The following is a 20,170-nucleotide window of genomic DNA, read 5'->3' on the forward strand; positions in this document are numbered from 1 at the left end:
AATATCCAATATAACCATGGGAAAAATACGTCAACTATTTGAATTACTTAATAATCCTCGAGCACATACAGCGATCTATCTTGATGGTCCGGAAGGCAATTCAGTTGAACTGATAACGCCAATTCGATTTGATATAGAAGAAGATTTTGAAATGATGAGATTTGAAGAATGTTTGAAACGTTAATAGAATAAAGTAACCATTTAAAGATGCTCTTCGAGGAGATCGAATTAATTTCATAAGAATGATTTAAATTTACCCGCAAGAATTAGTTTGACAAACTTGATTTTTCATACTATTATAAACAATAACTTTTATGTTCGGATACGGGTAGAAGGCACCGGGAGCGGTGTCGCCCTTAGAACAGATGAGCAGAGATAAGATGAGCATAGCTGAGAAATTGTTTGAATAAGAGGAGTAACACTAGTGTGCAATGAAGAGAGTCAGTGCTTGGTGGGAACTGATTTGTAGCTAGAGTGAATGGGCTTATGAGAGCTACCTTGAGAGCGATTATTCGTTTTAGGGGTAGACGTATTTCCTACGTTACAGGAGTTGAAGTGGGAGTGGTATCGCTCCAACTAGAGGTGGCAACGCGGTCAACACCGTCCTCTTCAAAGGGATTTTTCTGAATTCCTTTGAAGAGGGCTTTTTTTATTTCTTTTAGAAGAAAATAGTTGAGATGAGCAGAGGAGAGAATTAGATGAGAACAGAACAGGCAAGCTTTCGAACAACGTTGAAAAAATTGAATGGGGATTCTTTGACACCGATTTTGATTTTTAGAAGATTGAAAGGGAAACGGAAATTTTTACTGGAAAGTTCCGCTAAGCATGATAGCTCAGGTAGATATTCGTTTATAGGGGTAAATCCTCTGAAATCGTATACTGCTCGTAATGGAAAATTGATAGAACACTTCTACGAGAATGGTAAAGAGTACACGCATGAAGGCAATGTATTCGAATTATTAAAAAGGTTAATGCCAAGTATTCCAGATAATACTGGTCTACCATTTACAGGAGGTGCAGTTGGGTACATTGGTTATGAGGCTAGTCTGAATAAAAAGTCGCCTTTGGAAGATGAAATTGGTTTACCAAATGTCTATTTCAATGTTTATGAAACGCTTGTTATTTTTGATCATCAATTAGATGAAGTTACTCTAATAAATACAGATACCGGATCGGAAAGAGAAATACCTAATTTAGATTCTATAGCGGATCAAATTCTTTCAAGTAGTGAAGAACAAGATGGGGAAATTCTAATATCTGCATACTCCTGCTCCGTAACACAACAACAATTCGAAGACCTTGTTCGTAAAGCAAAAGACTATATCGAAAAAGGTGAAGTAGAACAAGTTGTGTTATCTCGTAGATTAGTAGCTGATTTTACAGGAGACCCATTTTCGTTATATCGGAAACTGAGAAAACGAAATCCTTCTCCGTATATGTACTATATGGAATTTGAAGATCATGTCATCGTTGGTACTTCACCGGAAAGTCTAGTTCAGGTTATTGATCGAAAAGTTGTAACCAACCCTATTGCGGGAACTCGTAGAAGAGGGAGAACTGCAGACGAGGATATTTCACTTGAAAAAGAACTGCTAAGTGATCCGAAAGAAATTTCTGAACATAATATGCTTGTAGACCTTAGTATGAAGGAATTAGGAAAAGTTTGCGTACCAGAATCTGTTCAAGTAACAAACTATAAGAAATTAGTTCGTTATGAACATGTCATGCATATCGTTTCGGAAGTGGAAGGAGTTTTATCACCAGTATTGCATCCTCTTGATGGACTCATGTCCTGTTTTCCAGCTGGTACTGTAACAGGCTCTCCAAAACAACGTTCAATAGAAATTATTGAAGAATTAGAGCTTCTGCAACGTAGTTTTTATGGTGGCTCAATTGGATACATCGGGTTCAATGGCAATATAGACTTTGCTTTAACGATTCGAACAATGCTTTTAAAAGAAGGAAAAGTGTATGTGCAAGCAGGTGCCGGGATCGTTGCAGCATCCGATCCTAAATTGGAATATAAAGAAACGTTTAATAAAGCACGGTCTTTACTGGAAGTATTGAAGTAATTTAGAAGAGCTGAGACGAGGAGAGAATGAGATGAGAAGTTTTATAGAGAAAGTGGAGAAGAGCGAGCATTTAATGTATGAAGAGATGATAGAGGTTTCTCGATTAATGTTTAATGAAACAACAGATTTGCAACATATTGCAGACTTCCTAATTGCACTTTCCAAAAAAGGAGAAACTTCTTACGAAATAGCAGCACTTGCATCTGTTATGAATTCATTTGCTTTGGAAATAGACTCTCCTCAAGGAGATTATATGGATAACTGTGGAACTGGAGGTGATAACTTAAACAGTTTCAACATTAGTACGACAGCGGCATTTGTATTAGCAGGAGCAGGAGCTTCTATCGCGAAACACGGAAATAGGAAAATTACAAGTGCAGCAGGTAGCACAGATGTTTTAGAGGCGCTAGGTATCCCTTCTGATATCAATACAGATGCATCAATGGATTTACTGATACGTGAGGGACTTACTTTTCTTTATGCACCAACTATTCATCCGAAACTAAAGCGAATTGGAATCATTCGAAAACAAATCGGTAAACCAAGCATTTTTAATTTAATTGGGCCACTCACGAATCCTGTGGCTTTAAAGAGTCAATATACTGGTATCAGTAGACCAGGATATACGATGGAATATGCAACCGTTTTACAGATGCTTGGAAGAGAAAGAGCACTTGTCGTGTGTGGTGCGGGAGGGATGGATGAGGCATCTCTGGCAGGACAAAATGATTTTGCATTGGTTGATAAAGGTGATTTAATTCCTTTTACATTAACACCAGAAGATGTTGGACTAACCTCTGCTCCTATATCAGCAATACGAGGTGGAAATGCACGGGAAAATGCGACAATTATGAAAGCAGTACTCCAAGGAGAGCGTAGTCCTTATTTTGATACAGTCATTTTTAACGCAGGAATTGGCTTTTTTACAAATGGTATGGTCAGTAATATTCCGGAAGGTATAAAACTTGCGACCGATAGTATTTTATCTGGAAAAGCTTTAGAAAAATTAGAAGCAGTTATTGCGTTTACTACCAATGCTCGTAAACGGGAGGTAGTTTAATGACGACTATTTTAGATAAGATTCTTCAGGAGAAAAAGAAACAAATCGAGTCGATAATAGTGAATGGTGTACCTATTCTCGAACATAGTACAAATCGTCCATCTTTGTTCGATCAATTATATGGTACGGAGCATTTGCAAATCATTTCGGAAATAAAGCGTGCATCTCCATCTAAGGGATTAATTGCAGCAGGAGTAAACCCTGTCGAACTAGCAAACGCCTATTATGAGGCAGGTGCTGTGTGTATTTCCGTCTTGACAGATACACCCTTTTTTCAAGGCTCATTCCAAGATTTAGCGGTAGTTTCTGATACAGTTCCTATCCCGTTATTATGTAAAGATTTTATACTTCATAAAGTACAAATTGATCAAGCCATTAATGCTGGAGCATCCGTTATTCTGTTAATAGTTGCAGCACTAAATGAATTAGAACTGCAAGTTCTTTATGAGTATGCTACATCTGCCGGCTTGGAAGTACTGGTAGAGATACATGATTCAACCGAGTTGGAAACTGCTTTAAAAGTGGGAGCCAAGCTCATCGGAGTAAATAATCGTGATTTACGCACTTTTGAAGTGGACTTAGCCCGTACTGCTGAAATAGCTTCGATATTCCCTTTCCACGAAGAGCGAGTATTGATTAGTGAAAGTGGTATTTGGAATGCGGAAGATGCAACTCAAGTAGCAAGATATGGTGCAAGTGCAGTGCTTGTAGGAGAATCGCTTATGAAAAGTGGCGATGTAAGTGCTACTATAAGTGACTTAAAAGTGAAGCGAGTGGTTATCACTCCATGACGAAAGTAAAGATCTGTGGACTGATGGAAAAAGAGCATGTACAAGTAGCCATAGATGCTGGTGCAGATGCTATTGGCTTTGTGTTTGCACCGAGTAAGCGAAAACTAACGATTAAACAAGCAAAACTACTGGCTAGAGATATTCCTCCGAATATTTTAAAAGTTGGTGTATTTGTGAATCCATCGAAAGAAGAGTTAGAAACTGCTTTTCGAGAAGTACCATTAGATCTGGTTCAATACCATGGCAATGAAACACCAGAGATAATTCAATCAAACCGCTTCCCTTCCATTAAAGCAATTTCTATAAAAATTGTAGAAGATGTTGAACGAGCAAAAGATTATACTACCAATTATTACTTATTTGATGCCCCAGGAACGAATTATCAAGGGGGGAGCGGACTTACTTTTGATTGGCAATTAATGAAGGGAAATAGCATAGCAGAAAACAAAATTATTTTAGCTGGTGGATTGAATCCTTTCAATGTCAGAGAAGCAATTGAACGAGTTCATCCCTATATGGTGGATGTATCGAGTGGAGTAGAGATAGATGGCAGAAAAGATGCTGAGTTGATTCGTGCTTTTATTCGTGCGGTTAAAGTTGAGGAGAGATGAGCAAATGGTACAAACAACTGCAGGAAGATACGGTCGTTTTGGTGGACAGTATGTCCCTGAAACATTAATGACCGCATTAATTGAATTAGAAAAAGCATATGAAGAAGCGATAATAGATCCTACTTTTGCTAAAGAAGTGGATTATTATTTAAAAGACTATGTAGGTCGTGAAACACCCATATACTATGCAGAGCGCTTAACAAAAGAACTTGGCGGGGCAAAAATTTACTTAAAAAGAGAAGATCTAAACCATACAGGTGCCCATAAAATTAACAATACAATTGGCCAGGCTCTTCTTGCGATGCGTATGGGAAAAAAGAAAATAGTTGCAGAAACAGGAGCAGGTCAGCACGGAGTCGCAACAGCTACAGTTTGTGCATTATTCGATTTAGAATGCGTTGTTTTCATGGGGAAAGAAGATGTTCGCAGACAGGAGTTGAATGTTTTCCGAATGGAATTGCTAGGTGCAAAAGTAGTGTCAGTTGATCAAGGTTCGGGTACGCTGAAGGATGCAGTTAATGAGGCCCTTCGTTACTGGGTTTCTAATGTAGAGGATACTCATTATATTTTAGGCTCGGCACTTGGCCCACACCCATATCCTAGAATTGTTCGGGATTTTCAACGCGTGATTGGAGTGGAAACGCGTAAGCAAATTCTTGATAAAGAAGGTAGATTACCAGACGCTGTCGTTGCATGTGTAGGTGGAGGGAGTAATGCAATTGGAATGTTCCACCCTTTTGTTGACGATGAAAAAGTAGCGCTTTACGGTGTAGAAGCAGGTGGAAGCGGTATTTCTACAGGGAAACATGCCTCTGCTGTAGCGGAAGCAAAAGAAGGTGTCTTACACGGAGCATATATGTATATTTTGCAGGATGAAAACGGGTTTATCCAAGAAGCACATTCCATTTCTGCAGGACTTGATTACCCTGCTATTGGTCCAGAACATTGTTATTTACATGATATCGGTCGCGTGAAATATACTTCTGTTACAGATTCAGAAGCACTGGAAGGATTACAACTACTTTCAAAAAAAGAAGGCATCATTCCTGCATTGGAAAGTGCACATGCCATTCATTTTGCAGCAGGATTAGCAAAAGAAATGAGTCCAGAACAGATTTTAATTATTTGTCTTTCAGGTCGGGGCGATAAAGATGTTCAGACGGTCAGAGATGTATTGGGAGGAAAATAAATGGGGAAAAAGCGATTAACGGATGCGATTGTAGCAAGCAATAATAAAGGGGAGAAAGCGTTTATTCCATATATAATGGCAGGGGATGGGGGAATAGAAACTTTAAAAACAAAACTTCTATTTCTCCAAGAAGCAGGTGCAACGGCTATTGAAGTTGGAATTCCTTTTTCTGATCCAGTAGCGGATGGAAAAACGATTCAACAAGCGGGAGAACGGGCCCTTTCAACAGGAACGACCCTTCGCTTAATAATGAAGGAATTGGAAATATTTTATGAAGAAATAACAGTACCACTTGTGCTAATGACTTACTATAATCCTTTATTAAGTTACGGAATAAACCTATTTGCAGAAGATTGTGATCGTATTGGCATTGGGGGAATAATTGTACCTGATTTGCCTTTAGAGGAAAGTGATATTCTTCGAAATGCACTTGTAGGGACAGACGTTGCACTTGTTCCTTTAGTTTCGTTAACAAGTCCACCTGATCGAATTGCTAAAATTACAGCGGTTGCTGAGGGGTTTATTTACGCTGTAACAGTTAATGGTATTACTGGTATACGCAATGGTTTTGATAAATTGTTGGAGCAGCATTTATCAAAATTAAAAGAACAAAGCACCATTCCAGTTCTTGCAGGGTTCGGTATTTCTACTCCTGAACAAGTGGAAAGTATGGTTGCAATAGCGGACGGTGTTATCGTAGGGAGTGCAATTGTAGATGCATTTCATCATCAAGATTTAGATAAGATTCGAATGCTTATTCAAGCGTCTAAAAAGAAAATTTTTAACTAAAGAAGAGTAGCTATTTCCATGGGGGATAGCTACTCTTTTTATGGAAATACTAAAGTCTGCATGTTGGAGCGTGAATGCACCTAGAGATAGTCACATAAACAAAACGTTATTTCCACTTTCTTTATGCAGTTTCCTCCTTTTCAATTTCCTCCACTTTAACAAACTTAAACACGAGGAATAATAAGATAAGTCCGAGGACACCAACTGTAATATAGCTTACATTGAGGTAATTCTTCATGACGAGTGACATGATAGGAGGACCTGCAGCAACCCCGATAAATCTCGAGGAGCTGTAAAAAGATGTAACAGTTCCTCGCTCTTCTTTTTTTATGTTTCCCGTGATTATCGCGTCGAGCACTGGAAGTAATGCGCCAATTGCAATACCCACAATGCTAGTTACAACTAAAAGGAGAAATAATTTTTCTTTTGTAAACCCAACAAAAATTACACTGGCCGAAGTGACGATCAAACAAATAATCATCATTCGTTTTATGACCGGCAAACTTCCTTTAATCTTTCGACCAGTTATAAAAGAAGCAATACAAAGTAAAAGTAGGGGAATAGCTAGAACAAATCCTTTCTTGATGCCTTTAATATCATGCGCTTTTTCAAGGTTTTCGGATAAAAAGAATAACACACCGAATAATATTAGCATTCCATATATGCCCATTAGGAAAACAGTATATAACCATCTTCCTTCTAACTTAAAAGTTTTCTTAACATTGCTTAAAAATTCTTTCAATTTAATTGGTTCATCCTTTTCCTTGGGAACTTTCACAAAGAAAAAGATAAGAAGAATGGATATCAAACTGAAGATAGAAATGGAGAAGAAAGGTAAAAACCAGAATAAGGCTGCAAAAACGGATCCCAATATCGGGCTTAACACTTTACCGAATGTGTTAGAAGTTTCGATAATCCCTAAACAAGAGCTTGTCTTTTCATCATCGCCCTTATACAAATCACCAACAAGTGGTAAAACAATCGGCATCGCACCAGAAGCTCCGACACCTTGTAAAACCCTTCCAATTATAATCCAGGTATACGGATTTTCCATTTTCCAAGAAGCAAAGCCCGCGATTAGACCTCCAATAAGTGCAAGTATTAAACTTGGCAAAATGACTTTTTTTCTACCAAAACGATCGGATAAATAACCAGCAACAGGTATGAGAATAATCGCAGCAATCGAATAGCTAGTAATGATCATACTAGACTGGAAAGAAGAAATTCCCACCTTTTTCTCTAATATCGGTAGCACGGGTATTAGCATAGAGTTACCTAGTGTCATGACTAGTGGAATAGATGCGAGACTTATGATGCACCAAATACTAACCTTATTTTCAATGTTGTTCGTGTTTTCCATAGGACACCTCAAATAAATCATTAGTAAGAGGTATGATACCCAGGATTAGCGTTATTATGCTTCTACCTATTTAAAACAGGGAGTGATATGCTTGAATGCCGAAATAAATGCCAAAACCAATCATAGATAGTGAAGAAACCAACGAGATTATTTTCAATAATGGACCTGATAATAGCTTACGAGAGGTACTTGAAATAACCGACATAAAAAGATCGACCAATGCTATTCCAAGTAAAATCGTTATACTTAAAAAGATAGTTTCAATACCCGATGTATTTCCAGAGCCTCCAACAAGAATAGAACCATAGATACCTAACCAAAATAGAATGGTCAAAGGATTTAATAGTGCCATTAAGAGACCCGCTAACATGGAATGTCGCAAACGGATAACTTTTTTATGTTTAGTATTAGTAGATATAGTATGTAAGGTTAAAATGTTTTCAATTCCTGTATACATAAGTACAAAAAAGCCGAAAGACCACAAAAATGTTTTCATAAATGGAGAATCGATAAACTGCGCTACGCCAAAGTATACCATTAGCATATATAATATGTCGGTCACGATAGCACCCATGCTGAAGAACCAAGCATGGTAAAAACCATTTTTTATACCTGTATTTAATAAAGTTGCTTTTACCGGACCAATTGGTGCTGCTAAGGAAACACCTAGAAGGAAATAGGTTGCCAATGAATTCATGAAATGGAGCCCTCCGTAAAAAATGATTTCTTAGAATCATATTCGGATGGGACGGGATGTACGACTCATCATAGGAATTTTTATTTTTTGGAATAAATTAAAAACAATGGATAGCAAAACCTAATGGATATAGTTATACTAAATAAGTAACTGATGATTCTGATTTTTGTTAGGAGTGAAGGTGATTATAAAATGAATAATGCACTAGATACAGAGAAATTAGCATATTTTTTAGCGGAAATGAATGTTGAGCCTAAGCATCATATTGGATATTGTGGAACAGAAGAAAAAGAAATATTACACTCCCTTCTACATACGTTTTCAGATTTGGATTTGTCGGAATCATTTGCACTAGCATATGCACATGGCGAAATAATAGGGGCGATAGGATTTGACATCGATAAGGAAAGTAAAAGTGCAGAAGTGTGGGGACCGTTTATAAGAGAATCTCAGGATTTTAATATGCTTGCAAATGCCTTGTGGGAGAAGTTACAAACACTTGTCCCGGTAGAAATAAATACGTATCTTTTTTTTGTAAATAAACAAAATTCAAATGTGAGGAACTTTGCAGCAGAGAAGAATGCGAAAGAAAACGGGAGTCACCTAATATTGGAAGCTTTACGACATCGCTTTCATAACCCCAAACATAAAGACATCGTAAAATATAAGTCTTCCTTTAAAAACAACTTTTTCGAGCTACATGAACTTGCTTTTCCAAATACATATTATAATGCCAAAGAAATAGTAAATCGTCTAGATGAGGACAATTTAGTACTGATTATGCAAGATGTAAATGAAAAAATAAAAGGGTATGTATATGTAGAAGCAGATCCGGTGCATGGGGAAGGTACAATTGAATATATTGCTGTTTCTCCATCCTACCGTAAACAAGGGATTGGGAAGACGTTAATAAGAGCAGCATTAAGCCATCTTTTTTCTTATGAGGAGATACAAGAGGTTTCTTTATGTGTTGAATCACATAATGAAAAAGCTATTCACTTATATCAAGCTGCAGGATTTCAAACGAAACATGAACTGATTTCTTTTGAAAAGGTTTAAAAATGAGAACTACCCTTTTCGAGTAGTTCTCTCTTCGTAATTTGTTTCATGTTTCGTATCTGCAAGAATTTGATTGTTTTCTTTTAAGTCTGGATCCATACCCATCATCATATCATCGAATGGCGTATAGTTGTTATGAGGTAACCGTTTCTTTTTTATTATCTGATAAACGATTCGAGAAATAAGTAAGATGGAAAGAACTAAGTAAACGATGCTTAATACATTCAAAATTTTCACTCCTTTTTTATACTATTCTATTCAGCGGGGTAAAAACCCTTTTATACTTTCTTGGGGGGATTATTTTTCATGCAAAAAGAACTGGAACAAGCCATAAATCTACGGAACGAAGGTAAACAAGAGGAGTCAAACGAACTTTTGCTAAAATTAGTAAAAGTGTCTCCTGCTGATGCAACCATCCATTATCAATGTGCGTGGAGTTATGACTTATTAGGAGAAGAATCAAAGGCAGTACCCTATTATGAAAAAGCAATTGAATTAGGACTCTCGCAGAATGAATTAGAAAGAGCATTATTAGGTTTAGGAAGTACGTATAGAACACTTGGCGAATATGAAAAGTCAAAACAAGTATTTTTAAAAGGAATCGAACTATTTCCAAGTAATAAAGCAATCCAGGTTTTCTATTCTATGACACTCTATAACTTAAAACAGTATCAGTGTGCGATGGATCTATTATTAAAATGTTTGATAGAAACAACGAAAGATGATGAAATTTTGAGCTATCAAAAAGTAATCCTTTTTTATGCTGATAAACTTAACGACGTTTGGAAGTAATGGCCCAACCTTTTCTTTTTTTGGAAAGAATACTCTTCTTCATTCTGAAATAGAATATATAAGCACTAATTATTCTATTATTCGAAAGGGGAAACGAGAGAATGGGTGTCCGATTTCTTCAAATTGCGGTAGTCTATTTTGCCATTGGGGTTACTTTGGGTCTCTATATGTCTATGGCGCATGATTACGAGTTAAAAGGAGTACATGTACACATCAATCTTTTAGGTTGGGCTTCATTTGCATTAGCAGGATTAGTGTATCATTTATTTCCAAACACGAGTAAAAACCTGTATGCAAAGCTCCATTTTTGGAGTGCAAACATTGGAGTTCCACTAATGATGATTGCACTTACAGTTCTTATTTTGAACGGGGCGGAAGTTGCAACGATCTTCACAGCAATTGGAGGAGTACTAGTTGTATTTAGTGTAATCATGTTCGCAATAAATGTTTTAATGAACGTACGGTCTACCAATTAGTTTAGATATAAGTGAAGGAAAAAGCCGCTATGTTGTGCTATTTATGAGCAACATAGCGGCTTTTTGATGTGTTAAATTTATATTGCGAACTATCTGAAAATATTGTAAAGTATAAATTCGTTGTTCAAAAATTTCCAATACAAAAATAATATGAGGAGGAACAGATGAATAATTTTAATATACCGTTTCTAAATAAATGCTCCTTTTTTCAATTAATAGAAGAAGGATTTTCAGACGATGAAAAATGGTGCATTGACCATACCTATTTACTACGCATTTCGCCTCATGGGGATATAAAAAAATTGACAAGACAAGCCGAATTAATAAATGAAATTCATGCACTAGACGGTCACATCCCTAAAGTGCATTATGTTGGAATGTATGAAGATAGGGCCTATATGATATTAGATTATGTACTAGGAGAAAATGGGGAAGAAATTTTACCGTTGAAAAGTGAAAAAGTGCAATATGAAATTGGTAGTCAAGTTGGAGAAACGCTTAAGAAGATGCATAGTTTCCACGCTCCGGCCGGCTTTCCTTCCTGGGAAGAGACATGGCGAAATCGAGTAGAAAAACAAGCTCCCCGATTTAAAGAAATCGTTGAACAAAATCCGCACTATCAGAACATTTTACCTTTTATTCAAAACAATTTGCATTTATTAAAAGACAGACCAAGCTGTGTTCAACATTATGATTTTCACCCTGGCAATATATTGGTTCATGAAGATACATTTACCGGTTTAATAGATATGCAAAAGATTACATACGCTGATCCAATCAATGAATTTTATAAAATGGAGTATTTTAATGTGCCTATTAGTAAAGCCTATTCTAAAGGGGTCTTCGATGGTTATCATGATAGTCAGCCTATTCCTAATTCTTTTTGGAAGTTACATCGTTTGTATGCAGCGATGCATCTTGTATTTGCTGAAGTTTGGGGACATGAAGGTGGTATAAATCAATTGGAAAAGTTTCAAAAGTATACTAGATTTACAATAGATCAGTTTGATGATTTTAAGTTACTAATTCCAAAGTGGTATAGCAAATGAAGAGACTTCCATATTAAATCGAAGCTTTGATATAAATTTCGAGAAAATTGATAGTATTAAAAATACAAATCGAAATGATAGGTAATTCATTACAATGAATCGAGCGTGTTGGAGATTTTGGTCACTTCCCTACACGCTTTTTTATCGGTGATCCTGTTACTAACCTTTGGGTATGCTAGTCATTTTTTGAGCAACTTCCTCGGTAATAGCAAGAAATCGTTTGGAAATTGATGAAACGTAACGGTCCCGAAGTGTGACTACACTTAGTTTTGTTTGTAGCACTGGACTTACTAGTGGCCGAAGTACTGGTAATTCAGGTGAATTAAATAGCTTAAAACAGCTAGGTGCGAAACAAATTCCTGCACCTCTCATTACCATCAATAACATAGGTAATGTTTCCGTCCCCCAGTAAACGACATTAGGCGTAAAACCACTATTTTGGCATGCCTCAATAATATCATCTGCAATGCCTTGTCCATGAGAAGTTGTCGGTAAAAGAAATCGTTCGTTTTCAAGATCTGCTATCTCAATAAAATCTTTTTCACATAGATAGTGATTAGGGGGAAGAGCCAAAAGTAAAGGTTCAGTTAGAAGAGTTGAAGTATGAATGTCCTCCGCTCTGACTGAAGTCCGTACAATTCCAATATCGATTGTGAGACTTCTTAGTTCCTCAAGTATATAAGATGAATTTCCTTCACGTACATGTGTAACAATTTTAGGTGTTTCCACTTGAAGTCTTTTTAAGACGGTAGGCAATATAAATAGGCTTGCGGATGTTATACATCCCAATTTCACAGTACCTCTAATTCCCTCATGATACTCAATTAAATCCCTTTCAGTATTATCTGAAATATCGATTAGTTCTTTCCCCTGTTCGTATAAAAATTGCCCACTAGGTGTTAATTCCAAATGTCTTCCTGAGCGGTTAAATAAAGTGACATTTAATTCCTCTTCAAATTTCCTAATCAATATACTTAAGGGGGGTTGTGTCATTTGCAGTGAAGTAGCGGCTTTCGTAATACTGCCTTCCTCAACAACTTTAATAAAACAACGTAAACGATGAAGATTCATTTTGATAACTCCTTCTTTTAGTATATATAAAAGATATGAAAGACATATATATTATATAATTTACATTATAAATAAGTAAAGATATACTGATAGTTAAATATTGAATAATCCAAATATTTTAATTACTAGCCCGATTTATCTTAGTATTTTGTTATGGAATAGTTTACATCTGTAAGTAATAATTTTACCAATGTAGTAAAAATAGAAATGTAAACGTTTACAATTTTAGTGGAAAATCTATTAGAAAGATAGGTAATGTACAACTTAATTAACTATTAAATGCAAGTCTTAATTTAATAGAATAAGAAAATTAACTTTTCCTCTTAATTGCTAAATATCTAGTAGAGAATGATAGCTAATTCATTAGTTTCTATTTTTAGGCATATAATTATATAAATGGAGGTTTTAACAATGACAACGAAAATTACTCAACAATCAAAAACTGTAGAACTAGCTGAACTGGACAAAAAGCACTTTCTTCATCCAGCTACAAATCCGAAGGCTCTTATTGACAATGGACCGCCTATTATCTTTGCTGAAGGTAAGGGAATTAATGTTACAAGTACGGATGGCGTAGAATATATCGACGGAATGTCCATGCTTTGGAACGTAAACTTAGGACATGGTAACCACGAGCTAGCTGAAGTAGGTAATAGTCAATTAGCTACACTCGCTTATACATCACAATTTAAAGGTTTTTCAAATGAACCAGCAATTCGTCTTGCTGAAAAATTAGCAGAGCTAGCACCAGGAGATTTAAATAGCGTATTCTACACTTCAGGTGGATCTGAATCAAATGATACAGCAATTAAATTAGCTCGTTTTTACTGGGAGCTTAAAGGAAAACCGGCTAAAAGAAAGTTCATTGCGCTAACTAATGCTTACCACGGTGTAACAGTAGCAGCACAAACAGCTACAGGTCTACTAGCGTACCACAATTTCTCGGGATCAAACATTGACGGAGTTGTCCGTGCAACAGCACACCTCATAAAAAGTGAGTTAGGTGATAAAAATGATTCAAACTATGCCGATTCAATCAGTGGAACAATTGAAAGAGAAGGTGCAGATACGATTGCTGGAATTATTATTGAACCTGTGCAAGGTGCGGGCGGAGTTAATATTCCACCAGAAGGTTACTTAGAAGCAGTTCGTAAAATCTGTGACGAGCACAATATCCTTTTCATCGCAGACGAAGTTATTTGTGGATTCGGACGCACGGGAAAAATGTTTGGTGTAAACAACTGGAATGTTGTTCCTGATATGATGTCAATTGCTAAAGGAATTACGAGCGGTTATTCACAACTTGGCGGGGTCATGATGAATGATGAAATTAGAGAAACAATTGCTAACTTTGATGCTGTTATACCACACGGTTTCACATACAGTGGTCATCCGACTGCATGTGCGATTGGTCTGAAAAACATCGAAATACTAGAGCGTGACAATATTATTGACAATGTAAACGAAATGGAAAAAGAACTGAAAATTGGGTTAGATTATTTATCTGAAAAACATAGCATTGTAACAAATTGCAGAGCTATAGGTCTGTTAGCTGCATTTGAACTTTATGAAGACCCAGCAAGTGGAAAACTATTTGATCCAACTGTATTCCCAGCAAATGCGGTAGTTGATGCATGTTTCGATCGTCATTTAATATTAAGAGCGCTTGGAGCGAATAACCAAATTGTAGCAATTGCGCCACCGCTGATTATTAACAAAGAAGAAATCGAAAAGATGATTCAAATTATAGACGATGCGATTACTGCTTTTAAAAGCTCACTCAACTGAGCAATTCATATTTATAAAAAGTGAGTTAGTCGTGTTGAATATTATTAAATCAATAGGAGGTTTACTAGTGCTTTATATAAACGGTGAGTGGCGAGATACCGAAAATAAATTAGATGTAACAAATCCTGCAACAGGAGAAGTAATTAGAACTGTTGCTACAGGTGGAAAAACTGAAACAAAAGAAGCAATCGAAAGTGCGAAGAAAGCATTTGAATTGTGGGGTAAGACAACTGGGATTGAGCGAAGCAACTACTTGTCTAAAATAGTTCAATTAATGAAAGAAAAATCAAAAGAATTAGCTGAAACAATTACCCTTGAAAATGGTAAACCTTTACCTGATGCTACTCGCGAAGTAGCCGGTGCAATCGGTTATCTAGAATGGTATGCAGAGGAAGCTAAGAGAATTTATGGGGAAACAATTCCGGCATCTGATTCGAATAAACATTTAATGGTAATTCGTGAACCTGTAGGTGTATGTGCAGCAATTACACCATGGAACTTCCCGTTATCTATGATTACAAGAAAAATCGCACCTGCACTTGCTGCGGGTTGTACCGTTGTTTTAAAGCCAGCTGATATAACTCCTCTTTCAGCGATAAAAGTCTTCGAATGCTTCCATGAAGCTGGGCTGCCTGCTGGAGTTGCAAACCTGGTAATTGGCCCAGCCGAAGAAATTGGGAATGAGATGACGAGTAATCCAGATGTTCGTAAAATCACATTCACTGGATCGACTCGAGTGGGAAAAAAACTTATCCGTGATTCGTCTGATACAGTGAAGAAAATGTCAATGGAGCTTGGGGGACACGCACCCTATATTGTGTTTGAGGATGCAGATATTGACGCTGCAGTTAATGGTATCTTAGTGTCTAAGTTTATTAACTCAGGTCAAACCTGCATTAGTACAAATCGGATTTACGTAGCAGAAACTGTAGCTGATGAATTTTCAGGAAAGTTAGCTGAAAAAGTATCTAAATTAGTTGTAGGAAATGGACTAGAAGATGGCGTAAATGTCGGTCCATTAATTAATAAAGCAGCTCTCGAAAAAGTGAAAAGTCAAGTAGAGGACGCCGTGAAACATGATGGTAAAGTTATTTCAGGTGGAAATGTATTTAAATTAAATAATGGAAGCGGTTACTTCTTTGAGCCCACTGTTATTCAATTTGCAAGTGATGATATGCAGATTACGACAGAAGAAACATTTGGACCAGTTGCACCAATTTATACATTTAAGACGGAAGAAGAAGTAGTTGAAAGAGCAAACCATACTGAATATGGTCTTGCAGCTTATTGCTACACGAGAGACATTGGTCGAGGCTTACGAATGATGCGAGCTTTAGAGTTCGGAATTGTTGGCATTAATGATCCAGCTCCAGTGGTTGTACAAGCTCCATTTGGTGGCATGAAGGAAAGTGGAATGGGGAATGAGGGCGGGTGGTACGGCCTTGAAGAGTACTTGGAGAAGAAATTTGTATCGATCTATATAAAGTAATCAAACCAATTTTGTTACTAATCTAGGTGACTAAATATATTGTAGTAGACTTATCTACATTCTTCCAAAAAACTGACTTTCTCACAAGCTTAGTTTTTACAGGATGTGGTTTAAGTCTTCACAATTAATGAAGTGAGTTAATTTCATAAATAGCATTTAATTATTAAAACAGGAACAAGGATTATTTTATTGATTGGAGCGACAGGGGGGGACTCCAGTAATAAATAGAAGGGAGAATTTATTATGCCACAAGTACATTTTAAAAATAATGGACAAGAAATAGTTGTACGCAATATTTTAAAAGAAGATCTTGCTGATGTTGCCGCACTTTCTATGAAGTGTTTTGGATCTGATATGTCATTAAAATATGAGCATTTTGAAAGTCAGATTGAGTTGTTTCCTGAAGGTCAAATTTGTCTAGAATATAACGGTAAAATTGTAGGAACCGCTTTAAGTCTAATTGTAAATTTTGAAGATTATGGAGATAGTCACTCCTATTTCGAAATCTGTGATTTAGGATTTATTCGCAATCATAACCCTAATGGTAGAAATTTATATGGTATTGAAGTTGGAGTAAACGAAGATTTTAGAGGGTTGCATTTGGGGCGTCATTTGTATGATGGTCGAAAAAGAGTATGTGAAAAACTTAACTTAGAAAGTATCTTAGTTGGTGGTCGTATACCTTTTTACTATAAATATGCTGAACAGATGAGTGCAGAAGAGTATGCACTAGAAGTAATGAAAGGAAAAATATATGATCCTGTATTAACATTCCAGATGAAAAACGGATTCGAGCTAAATCAAGTAATGCCAGGCTATTTACCTGGTGATGTTGAGTCATTAGAATATGCAACACTTTTAGAATGGAGAAATCCAGATTACAAGCAAAAATTAGTATGAGTCTAATGTCAGTTATGTTCGCCTATTCTAGTAGGCGAACAGGGGGATGCCCTTTGTTAACTGTGTTTTTTCAACTTCCCCATGAATGAAAGCGCTCCCAACTATCTATCTATTCAAAAAAATCGATTGAAAATGAATCTCACTTCCTAACAAGCAGCACTCTTCCAAATTGATTTGTAACCGTAGTTTGAAAACATTACTTAGGCAATTAAAAATATGTAAGGAGGATAAATAAATGACAGATAAAACAACGCTCAAAAGATCATTAGGTGTTTGGGCAATTGTTGCACTTGGATTAGGCTACATGACGCCGACAGTGGTCTTTGATACATTCGGAATTGTATCAAGATTAACCAATGGAGTTGTACCATTGGCGTATCTTGTCGCCTTGGTAGTAATGGTATTGACGGCAATTAGTTATGGAAAGATGGTACAGGTATTTCCGGTTGCTGGTTCAGCATATACATACACCCGGGAAACAATGGGATCTCACCTAGGATTCCTCGTAGGATGGGCATCATTATTAGATTATTTATTACTACCTTTAGTTAATGCATTAATTATTAGAATCTATATGGAATCTCTGTTTCCGAATGTACCTGTTTGGATTTGGGTTTTTGCTTATGTCATTGTAGTTACTGCAATTAATGCTTATAGTATGGAATCGACATCCAACTTAAACTTTATACTAGTAGTTTTCACCATTTGTTTAGTTGTTATCTTCCTTATACTTGCTTCTGTACAGCTATATAACGGTATGGGAGATGGTACTTTATTCACGATTAATCCGCTATCGCATGAAAATGTGAAGATAATAGCCGTTTTAACCGGGGCAACGGTAGTAGCTTTCTCGTTTATTGGTTTTGATGCTATAACAATGTACACGGAGGAAGCAAAAGATACATCAACAGTTCCAAGAGCAATTCTTCTAACAGTTCTAATCGGTGGAGTTATTTTCTTTATTGCATCTTATTTTACACAAGCTTTATTCCCGGATGTTACTGTTTTCAAAATTGTAGATGATACGTTGCCGGAAATTGGATTGTATGTTGGAGGGAAGTTCTTCCAGCTATTTTTCCTTGCAGGAGCTTTCGCAGCTACGGTAGCGTCAGGACTTGCATCCCATGCAAGTGTGTCTCGTTTGTTGTACGTTATGGGCCGGAATAGTGTACTTCCCAAAAAAACTTTCGGATACTTACATCCTAAATTTAGAACACCTGTCTTTACAGTTGTTTTGACTGGAATTATATCATTATTTGCAATCGGACCAGATTTAGAATTAATTGCTTCAGTCATTAACTTTGGAGCATTAATTGCATTCACATTCGTTAACCTATCTGTTATTGTTCATTTTTATATTCGTCAGAAAAGGAGATCAGGTAGTGAAACGTTTAAGTACCTAATTATGCCTTCTTTAGGAGCAATAGCTACTGGAGTTCTTTGGTATCATCTTCACGCTGATGCATTTATAGGCGGTATCGTGTGGGTTACAGTAGGAATCATTTATATGCTATTTATAACAAGATTCTTTAAAAAAGAACTTGGAAGTATGGACTCTATTGAAGACTTGGAGTCAATAGAAAAATAGATTATTAAAGTAGGTTAAGGTTTTGAAATAACTATTTAGAGGAAGATAATCTCTTAGAAAATCTTCCTCTTTGTAGTGAAACAAGAAGTAATAAAGGAGTGATTGCTTTGAAAAAAAAAATTCGACTGTATATAGAAGAAAACAAAGAAGAATTGTTTAAAATAATTCAAGACGTGGTACGTATTAAAAGCGTTATTGGCAATGAACAAGAAATGCAAGCATACATGAAGAAAAAATATGAAGAGCTTAACTTGACGATTCAAGCGATTGAACCAAAATATGAAAAAGTTTCTGCTCATGAAGCGTTTATAGATTCAGGTATTCCGTTTGAAGGCCGAAAAAATATTATTGGAATACATAAAGGTGTATCAAATGGTAAGTCTTTAACCATTCATGGGCATGTGGATGTTGTTTCTCCAGAGCCTCATTCAAACTGGACGATGGATCCTTGGAGTGGAGAAATTATTGGAAACAAGTTATACGGTCGAGGTTCTGCCGATATGAAAGCAGGACTTATCTCAAATTGGTTCGCATTAAAAACATTAATTGATTTAGGTTATCCAATTGCTGGTGATGTTCAACTACATTCAGTTATTGAAGAAGAAGCTGGTGGTGGTGGTGGTGCTTTAGCATGTTTAGAAGAAGGCTTCATTACGGATGGATATATTTCAACAGAGCCACATAATTTGAATATGACAATATGTCATGCGGGTATTATGTATTTCCAAGTGTACGTAAAGGGAAGAACAGCACATGCTGGTTTAGCGCATGAAGGAATAAATGCTATTTCAAAAATGATGAAAATCCTAAGTGCGCTGGATGAATTAAGTGAATGGCGTGCTAAAAATGTTAAGTTTGATTTATTTGAAAAGGGATCTGGACAGTCCGTTCACTTAAACTTAGGTGTACTGAAAGCTGGGGACTGGGTATCTACAGTTCCAGGGGAAGCGGTGCTCCAAGGAAGAATTGGTTTCATCCCAGGTGAAACTCGCAAAGAAATAAAGCAACTAGTACATGACACTATTATGAAATCGGTTGAAGGCGATGAGTGGATGGATAAAAACCCACCTGTTATAGAGTGGTTTGGATGGTCAACGGAACCATGGTATCAAGATCCAGCGGTCCCTTTTGTAAAATTATTTGTCGAAAATGCAGAAGATGTAATGGGGCATAAAGTAAATACGGTTGGAAGAGCTTCAGGAAATGATGCACGATTTACTCAGTATTACGGAAAGCAAGGAGTGTGCTTTGGGCCAATTGGAGAAAATATGCATGGACCTGATGAATGTGTTCATTTAGATAGCGTAGTAGAAGTAACGAATGTTTTGGCAAATTATATTATTAAGTGGAGCGAGAGTTAATCATGGTTAAATTTTGAAAATTTCTATT

20 protein-coding genes and 1 other annotated feature are annotated in these 20,170 nt (G+C 36.5%); of the genes, 16 read left to right on the forward strand and 4 right to left on the reverse strand.

What is annotated here, in order from left to right; all coding sequences use genetic code 11:
* The first annotated feature begins 16 nt into the window (after positions 1 to 16).
* The 7 genes from ACEPXD_RS09270 to trpA all read left to right on the forward strand — a co-directional run bounded on the left by ACEPXD_RS09270 (position 17) and on the right by trpA (position 6,512).
* Positions 17 to 184, forward strand: a complete 168-nt coding sequence (locus ACEPXD_RS09270) for a hypothetical protein (protein ID WP_391122731.1) — start codon at positions 17 to 19, stop codon at positions 182 to 184.
* A gap of 209 nt (positions 185 to 393) precedes the next feature.
* Positions 394 to 611 (forward strand) — a binding site (T-box leader).
* An 87-nt stretch (positions 612 to 698) separates the two neighbouring features.
* A complete protein-coding gene (locus ACEPXD_RS09275; protein WP_391122734.1) occupies positions 699 to 2,072 on the forward strand; it encodes an anthranilate synthase component I family protein in 1,374 nt (457 codons plus the stop codon).
* 31 nt (positions 2,073 to 2,103) lie between these two features.
* Entirely contained in the window at positions 2,104 to 3,132 is a 1,029-nt protein-coding gene (gene trpD, locus ACEPXD_RS09280; RefSeq protein WP_391122737.1) for an anthranilate phosphoribosyltransferase, read from the forward strand.
* A complete protein-coding gene (trpC, locus tag ACEPXD_RS09285) occupies positions 3,132 to 3,923 on the forward strand; it encodes an indole-3-glycerol phosphate synthase TrpC (protein WP_391122740.1) in 792 nt (263 codons plus the stop codon). The genes trpD and trpC overlap by 1 nt, the downstream gene beginning before the upstream one ends.
* Complete coding sequence (locus ACEPXD_RS09290; protein WP_391122743.1) at positions 3,920 to 4,534, forward strand: phosphoribosylanthranilate isomerase; 615 nt, start codon at positions 3,920 to 3,922, stop codon at positions 4,532 to 4,534. Before trpC ends, ACEPXD_RS09290 begins: the two co-directional genes overlap by 4 nt.
* Positions 4,535 to 4,538: 4 nt before the next feature.
* Complete coding sequence (trpB, locus tag ACEPXD_RS09295) at positions 4,539 to 5,723, forward strand: tryptophan synthase subunit beta (protein ID WP_391122746.1); 1,185 nt, start codon at positions 4,539 to 4,541, stop codon at positions 5,721 to 5,723.
* Complete coding sequence (gene trpA, locus ACEPXD_RS09300) at positions 5,724 to 6,512, forward strand: tryptophan synthase subunit alpha (protein WP_391122749.1); 789 nt, start codon at positions 5,724 to 5,726, stop codon at positions 6,510 to 6,512. It begins immediately after the preceding gene.
* Positions 6,513 to 6,633: 121 nt separating this feature from the next.
* Here the strand turns inward: trpA and ACEPXD_RS09305 are convergent, their stop codons facing one another.
* Positions 6,634 to 7,872 carry an MFS transporter gene (locus ACEPXD_RS09305; protein WP_391122752.1) on the reverse strand — a complete coding sequence of 413 codons (1,239 nt, stop codon included), beginning with the start codon at positions 7,870 to 7,872 and terminating at the stop codon, positions 6,634 to 6,636.
* A gap of 70 nt (positions 7,873 to 7,942) precedes the next feature.
* Positions 7,943 to 8,569 (reverse strand): LysE family transporter, encoded by a 627-nt coding sequence (locus ACEPXD_RS09310; RefSeq protein ID WP_391122755.1) that lies wholly within the window; start codon positions 8,567 to 8,569, stop codon positions 7,943 to 7,945.
* A gap of 192 nt (positions 8,570 to 8,761) precedes the next feature.
* Here ACEPXD_RS09310 and ACEPXD_RS09315 point away from each other — a divergent pair, with 192 nt between their 5' ends.
* The gene (locus tag ACEPXD_RS09315) at positions 8,762 to 9,628 is read left to right on the forward strand and encodes a GNAT family N-acetyltransferase (RefSeq protein WP_391122758.1); all 867 of its coding nucleotides are present in this window, start codon (positions 8,762 to 8,764) and stop codon (positions 9,626 to 9,628) included.
* A gap of 9 nt (positions 9,629 to 9,637) precedes the next feature.
* Here ACEPXD_RS09315 and ACEPXD_RS09320 read toward each other — a convergent pair whose 3' ends face one another.
* Positions 9,638 to 9,856 carry a hypothetical protein gene (locus ACEPXD_RS09320; protein ID WP_391122761.1) on the reverse strand — a complete coding sequence of 73 codons (219 nt, stop codon included), beginning with the start codon at positions 9,854 to 9,856 and terminating at the stop codon, positions 9,638 to 9,640.
* A gap of 78 nt (positions 9,857 to 9,934) precedes the next feature.
* Here ACEPXD_RS09320 and ACEPXD_RS09325 point away from each other — a divergent pair, with 78 nt between their 5' ends.
* From ACEPXD_RS09325 to ACEPXD_RS09335, 3 genes are all read left to right on the forward strand, one after another.
* Positions 9,935 to 10,420 (forward strand): tetratricopeptide repeat protein, encoded by a 486-nt coding sequence (locus ACEPXD_RS09325; protein ID WP_391122764.1) that lies wholly within the window; start codon positions 9,935 to 9,937, stop codon positions 10,418 to 10,420.
* 101 nt (positions 10,421 to 10,521) lie between these two features.
* Positions 10,522 to 10,896: a cytochrome-c oxidase gene (locus ACEPXD_RS09330; protein WP_391122767.1), complete on the forward strand. Its 375-nt coding sequence runs from the start codon at positions 10,522 to 10,524 to the stop codon at positions 10,894 to 10,896.
* A 164-nt stretch (positions 10,897 to 11,060) separates the two neighbouring features.
* Positions 11,061 to 11,945 (forward strand): aminoglycoside phosphotransferase family protein, encoded by an 885-nt coding sequence (locus tag ACEPXD_RS09335; protein WP_391122770.1) that lies wholly within the window; start codon positions 11,061 to 11,063, stop codon positions 11,943 to 11,945.
* A 159-nt stretch (positions 11,946 to 12,104) separates the two neighbouring features.
* Here ACEPXD_RS09335 and ACEPXD_RS09340 read toward each other — a convergent pair whose 3' ends face one another.
* A complete protein-coding gene (locus tag ACEPXD_RS09340; protein WP_391122773.1) occupies positions 12,105 to 13,016 on the reverse strand; it encodes a LysR family transcriptional regulator in 912 nt (303 codons plus the stop codon).
* A gap of 411 nt (positions 13,017 to 13,427) precedes the next feature.
* Here ACEPXD_RS09340 and ACEPXD_RS09345 point away from each other — a divergent pair, with 411 nt between their 5' ends.
* The 5 genes from ACEPXD_RS09345 to ACEPXD_RS09365 all read left to right on the forward strand — a co-directional run bounded on the left by ACEPXD_RS09345 (position 13,428) and on the right by ACEPXD_RS09365 (position 20,142).
* Positions 13,428 to 14,804, forward strand: a complete 1,377-nt coding sequence (locus tag ACEPXD_RS09345) for an aspartate aminotransferase family protein (protein ID WP_391122776.1) — start codon at positions 13,428 to 13,430, stop codon at positions 14,802 to 14,804.
* A 67-nt stretch (positions 14,805 to 14,871) separates the two neighbouring features.
* Positions 14,872 to 16,293: an NAD-dependent succinate-semialdehyde dehydrogenase gene (locus ACEPXD_RS09350; protein WP_391122779.1), complete on the forward strand. Its 1,422-nt coding sequence runs from the start codon at positions 14,872 to 14,874 to the stop codon at positions 16,291 to 16,293.
* Positions 16,294 to 16,536: 243 nt separating this feature from the next.
* Entirely contained in the window at positions 16,537 to 17,193 is a 657-nt protein-coding gene (locus tag ACEPXD_RS09355) for a GNAT family N-acetyltransferase (RefSeq protein WP_391122782.1), read from the forward strand.
* A 235-nt stretch (positions 17,194 to 17,428) separates the two neighbouring features.
* The gene (locus ACEPXD_RS09360) at positions 17,429 to 18,781 is read left to right on the forward strand and encodes an APC family permease (protein WP_391122785.1); all 1,353 of its coding nucleotides are present in this window, start codon (positions 17,429 to 17,431) and stop codon (positions 18,779 to 18,781) included.
* 107 nt (positions 18,782 to 18,888) lie between these two features.
* Positions 18,889 to 20,142 carry an ArgE/DapE family deacylase gene (locus tag ACEPXD_RS09365; protein WP_391122788.1) on the forward strand — a complete coding sequence of 418 codons (1,254 nt, stop codon included), beginning with the start codon at positions 18,889 to 18,891 and terminating at the stop codon, positions 20,140 to 20,142.
* Positions 20,143 to 20,170 lie beyond the last annotated feature (28 nt).

The organism is Psychrobacillus sp. L3, assembly GCF_042945595.1.
Taxonomy (GTDB): Bacteria; Bacillota; Bacilli; order Bacillales_A; family Planococcaceae; genus Psychrobacillus.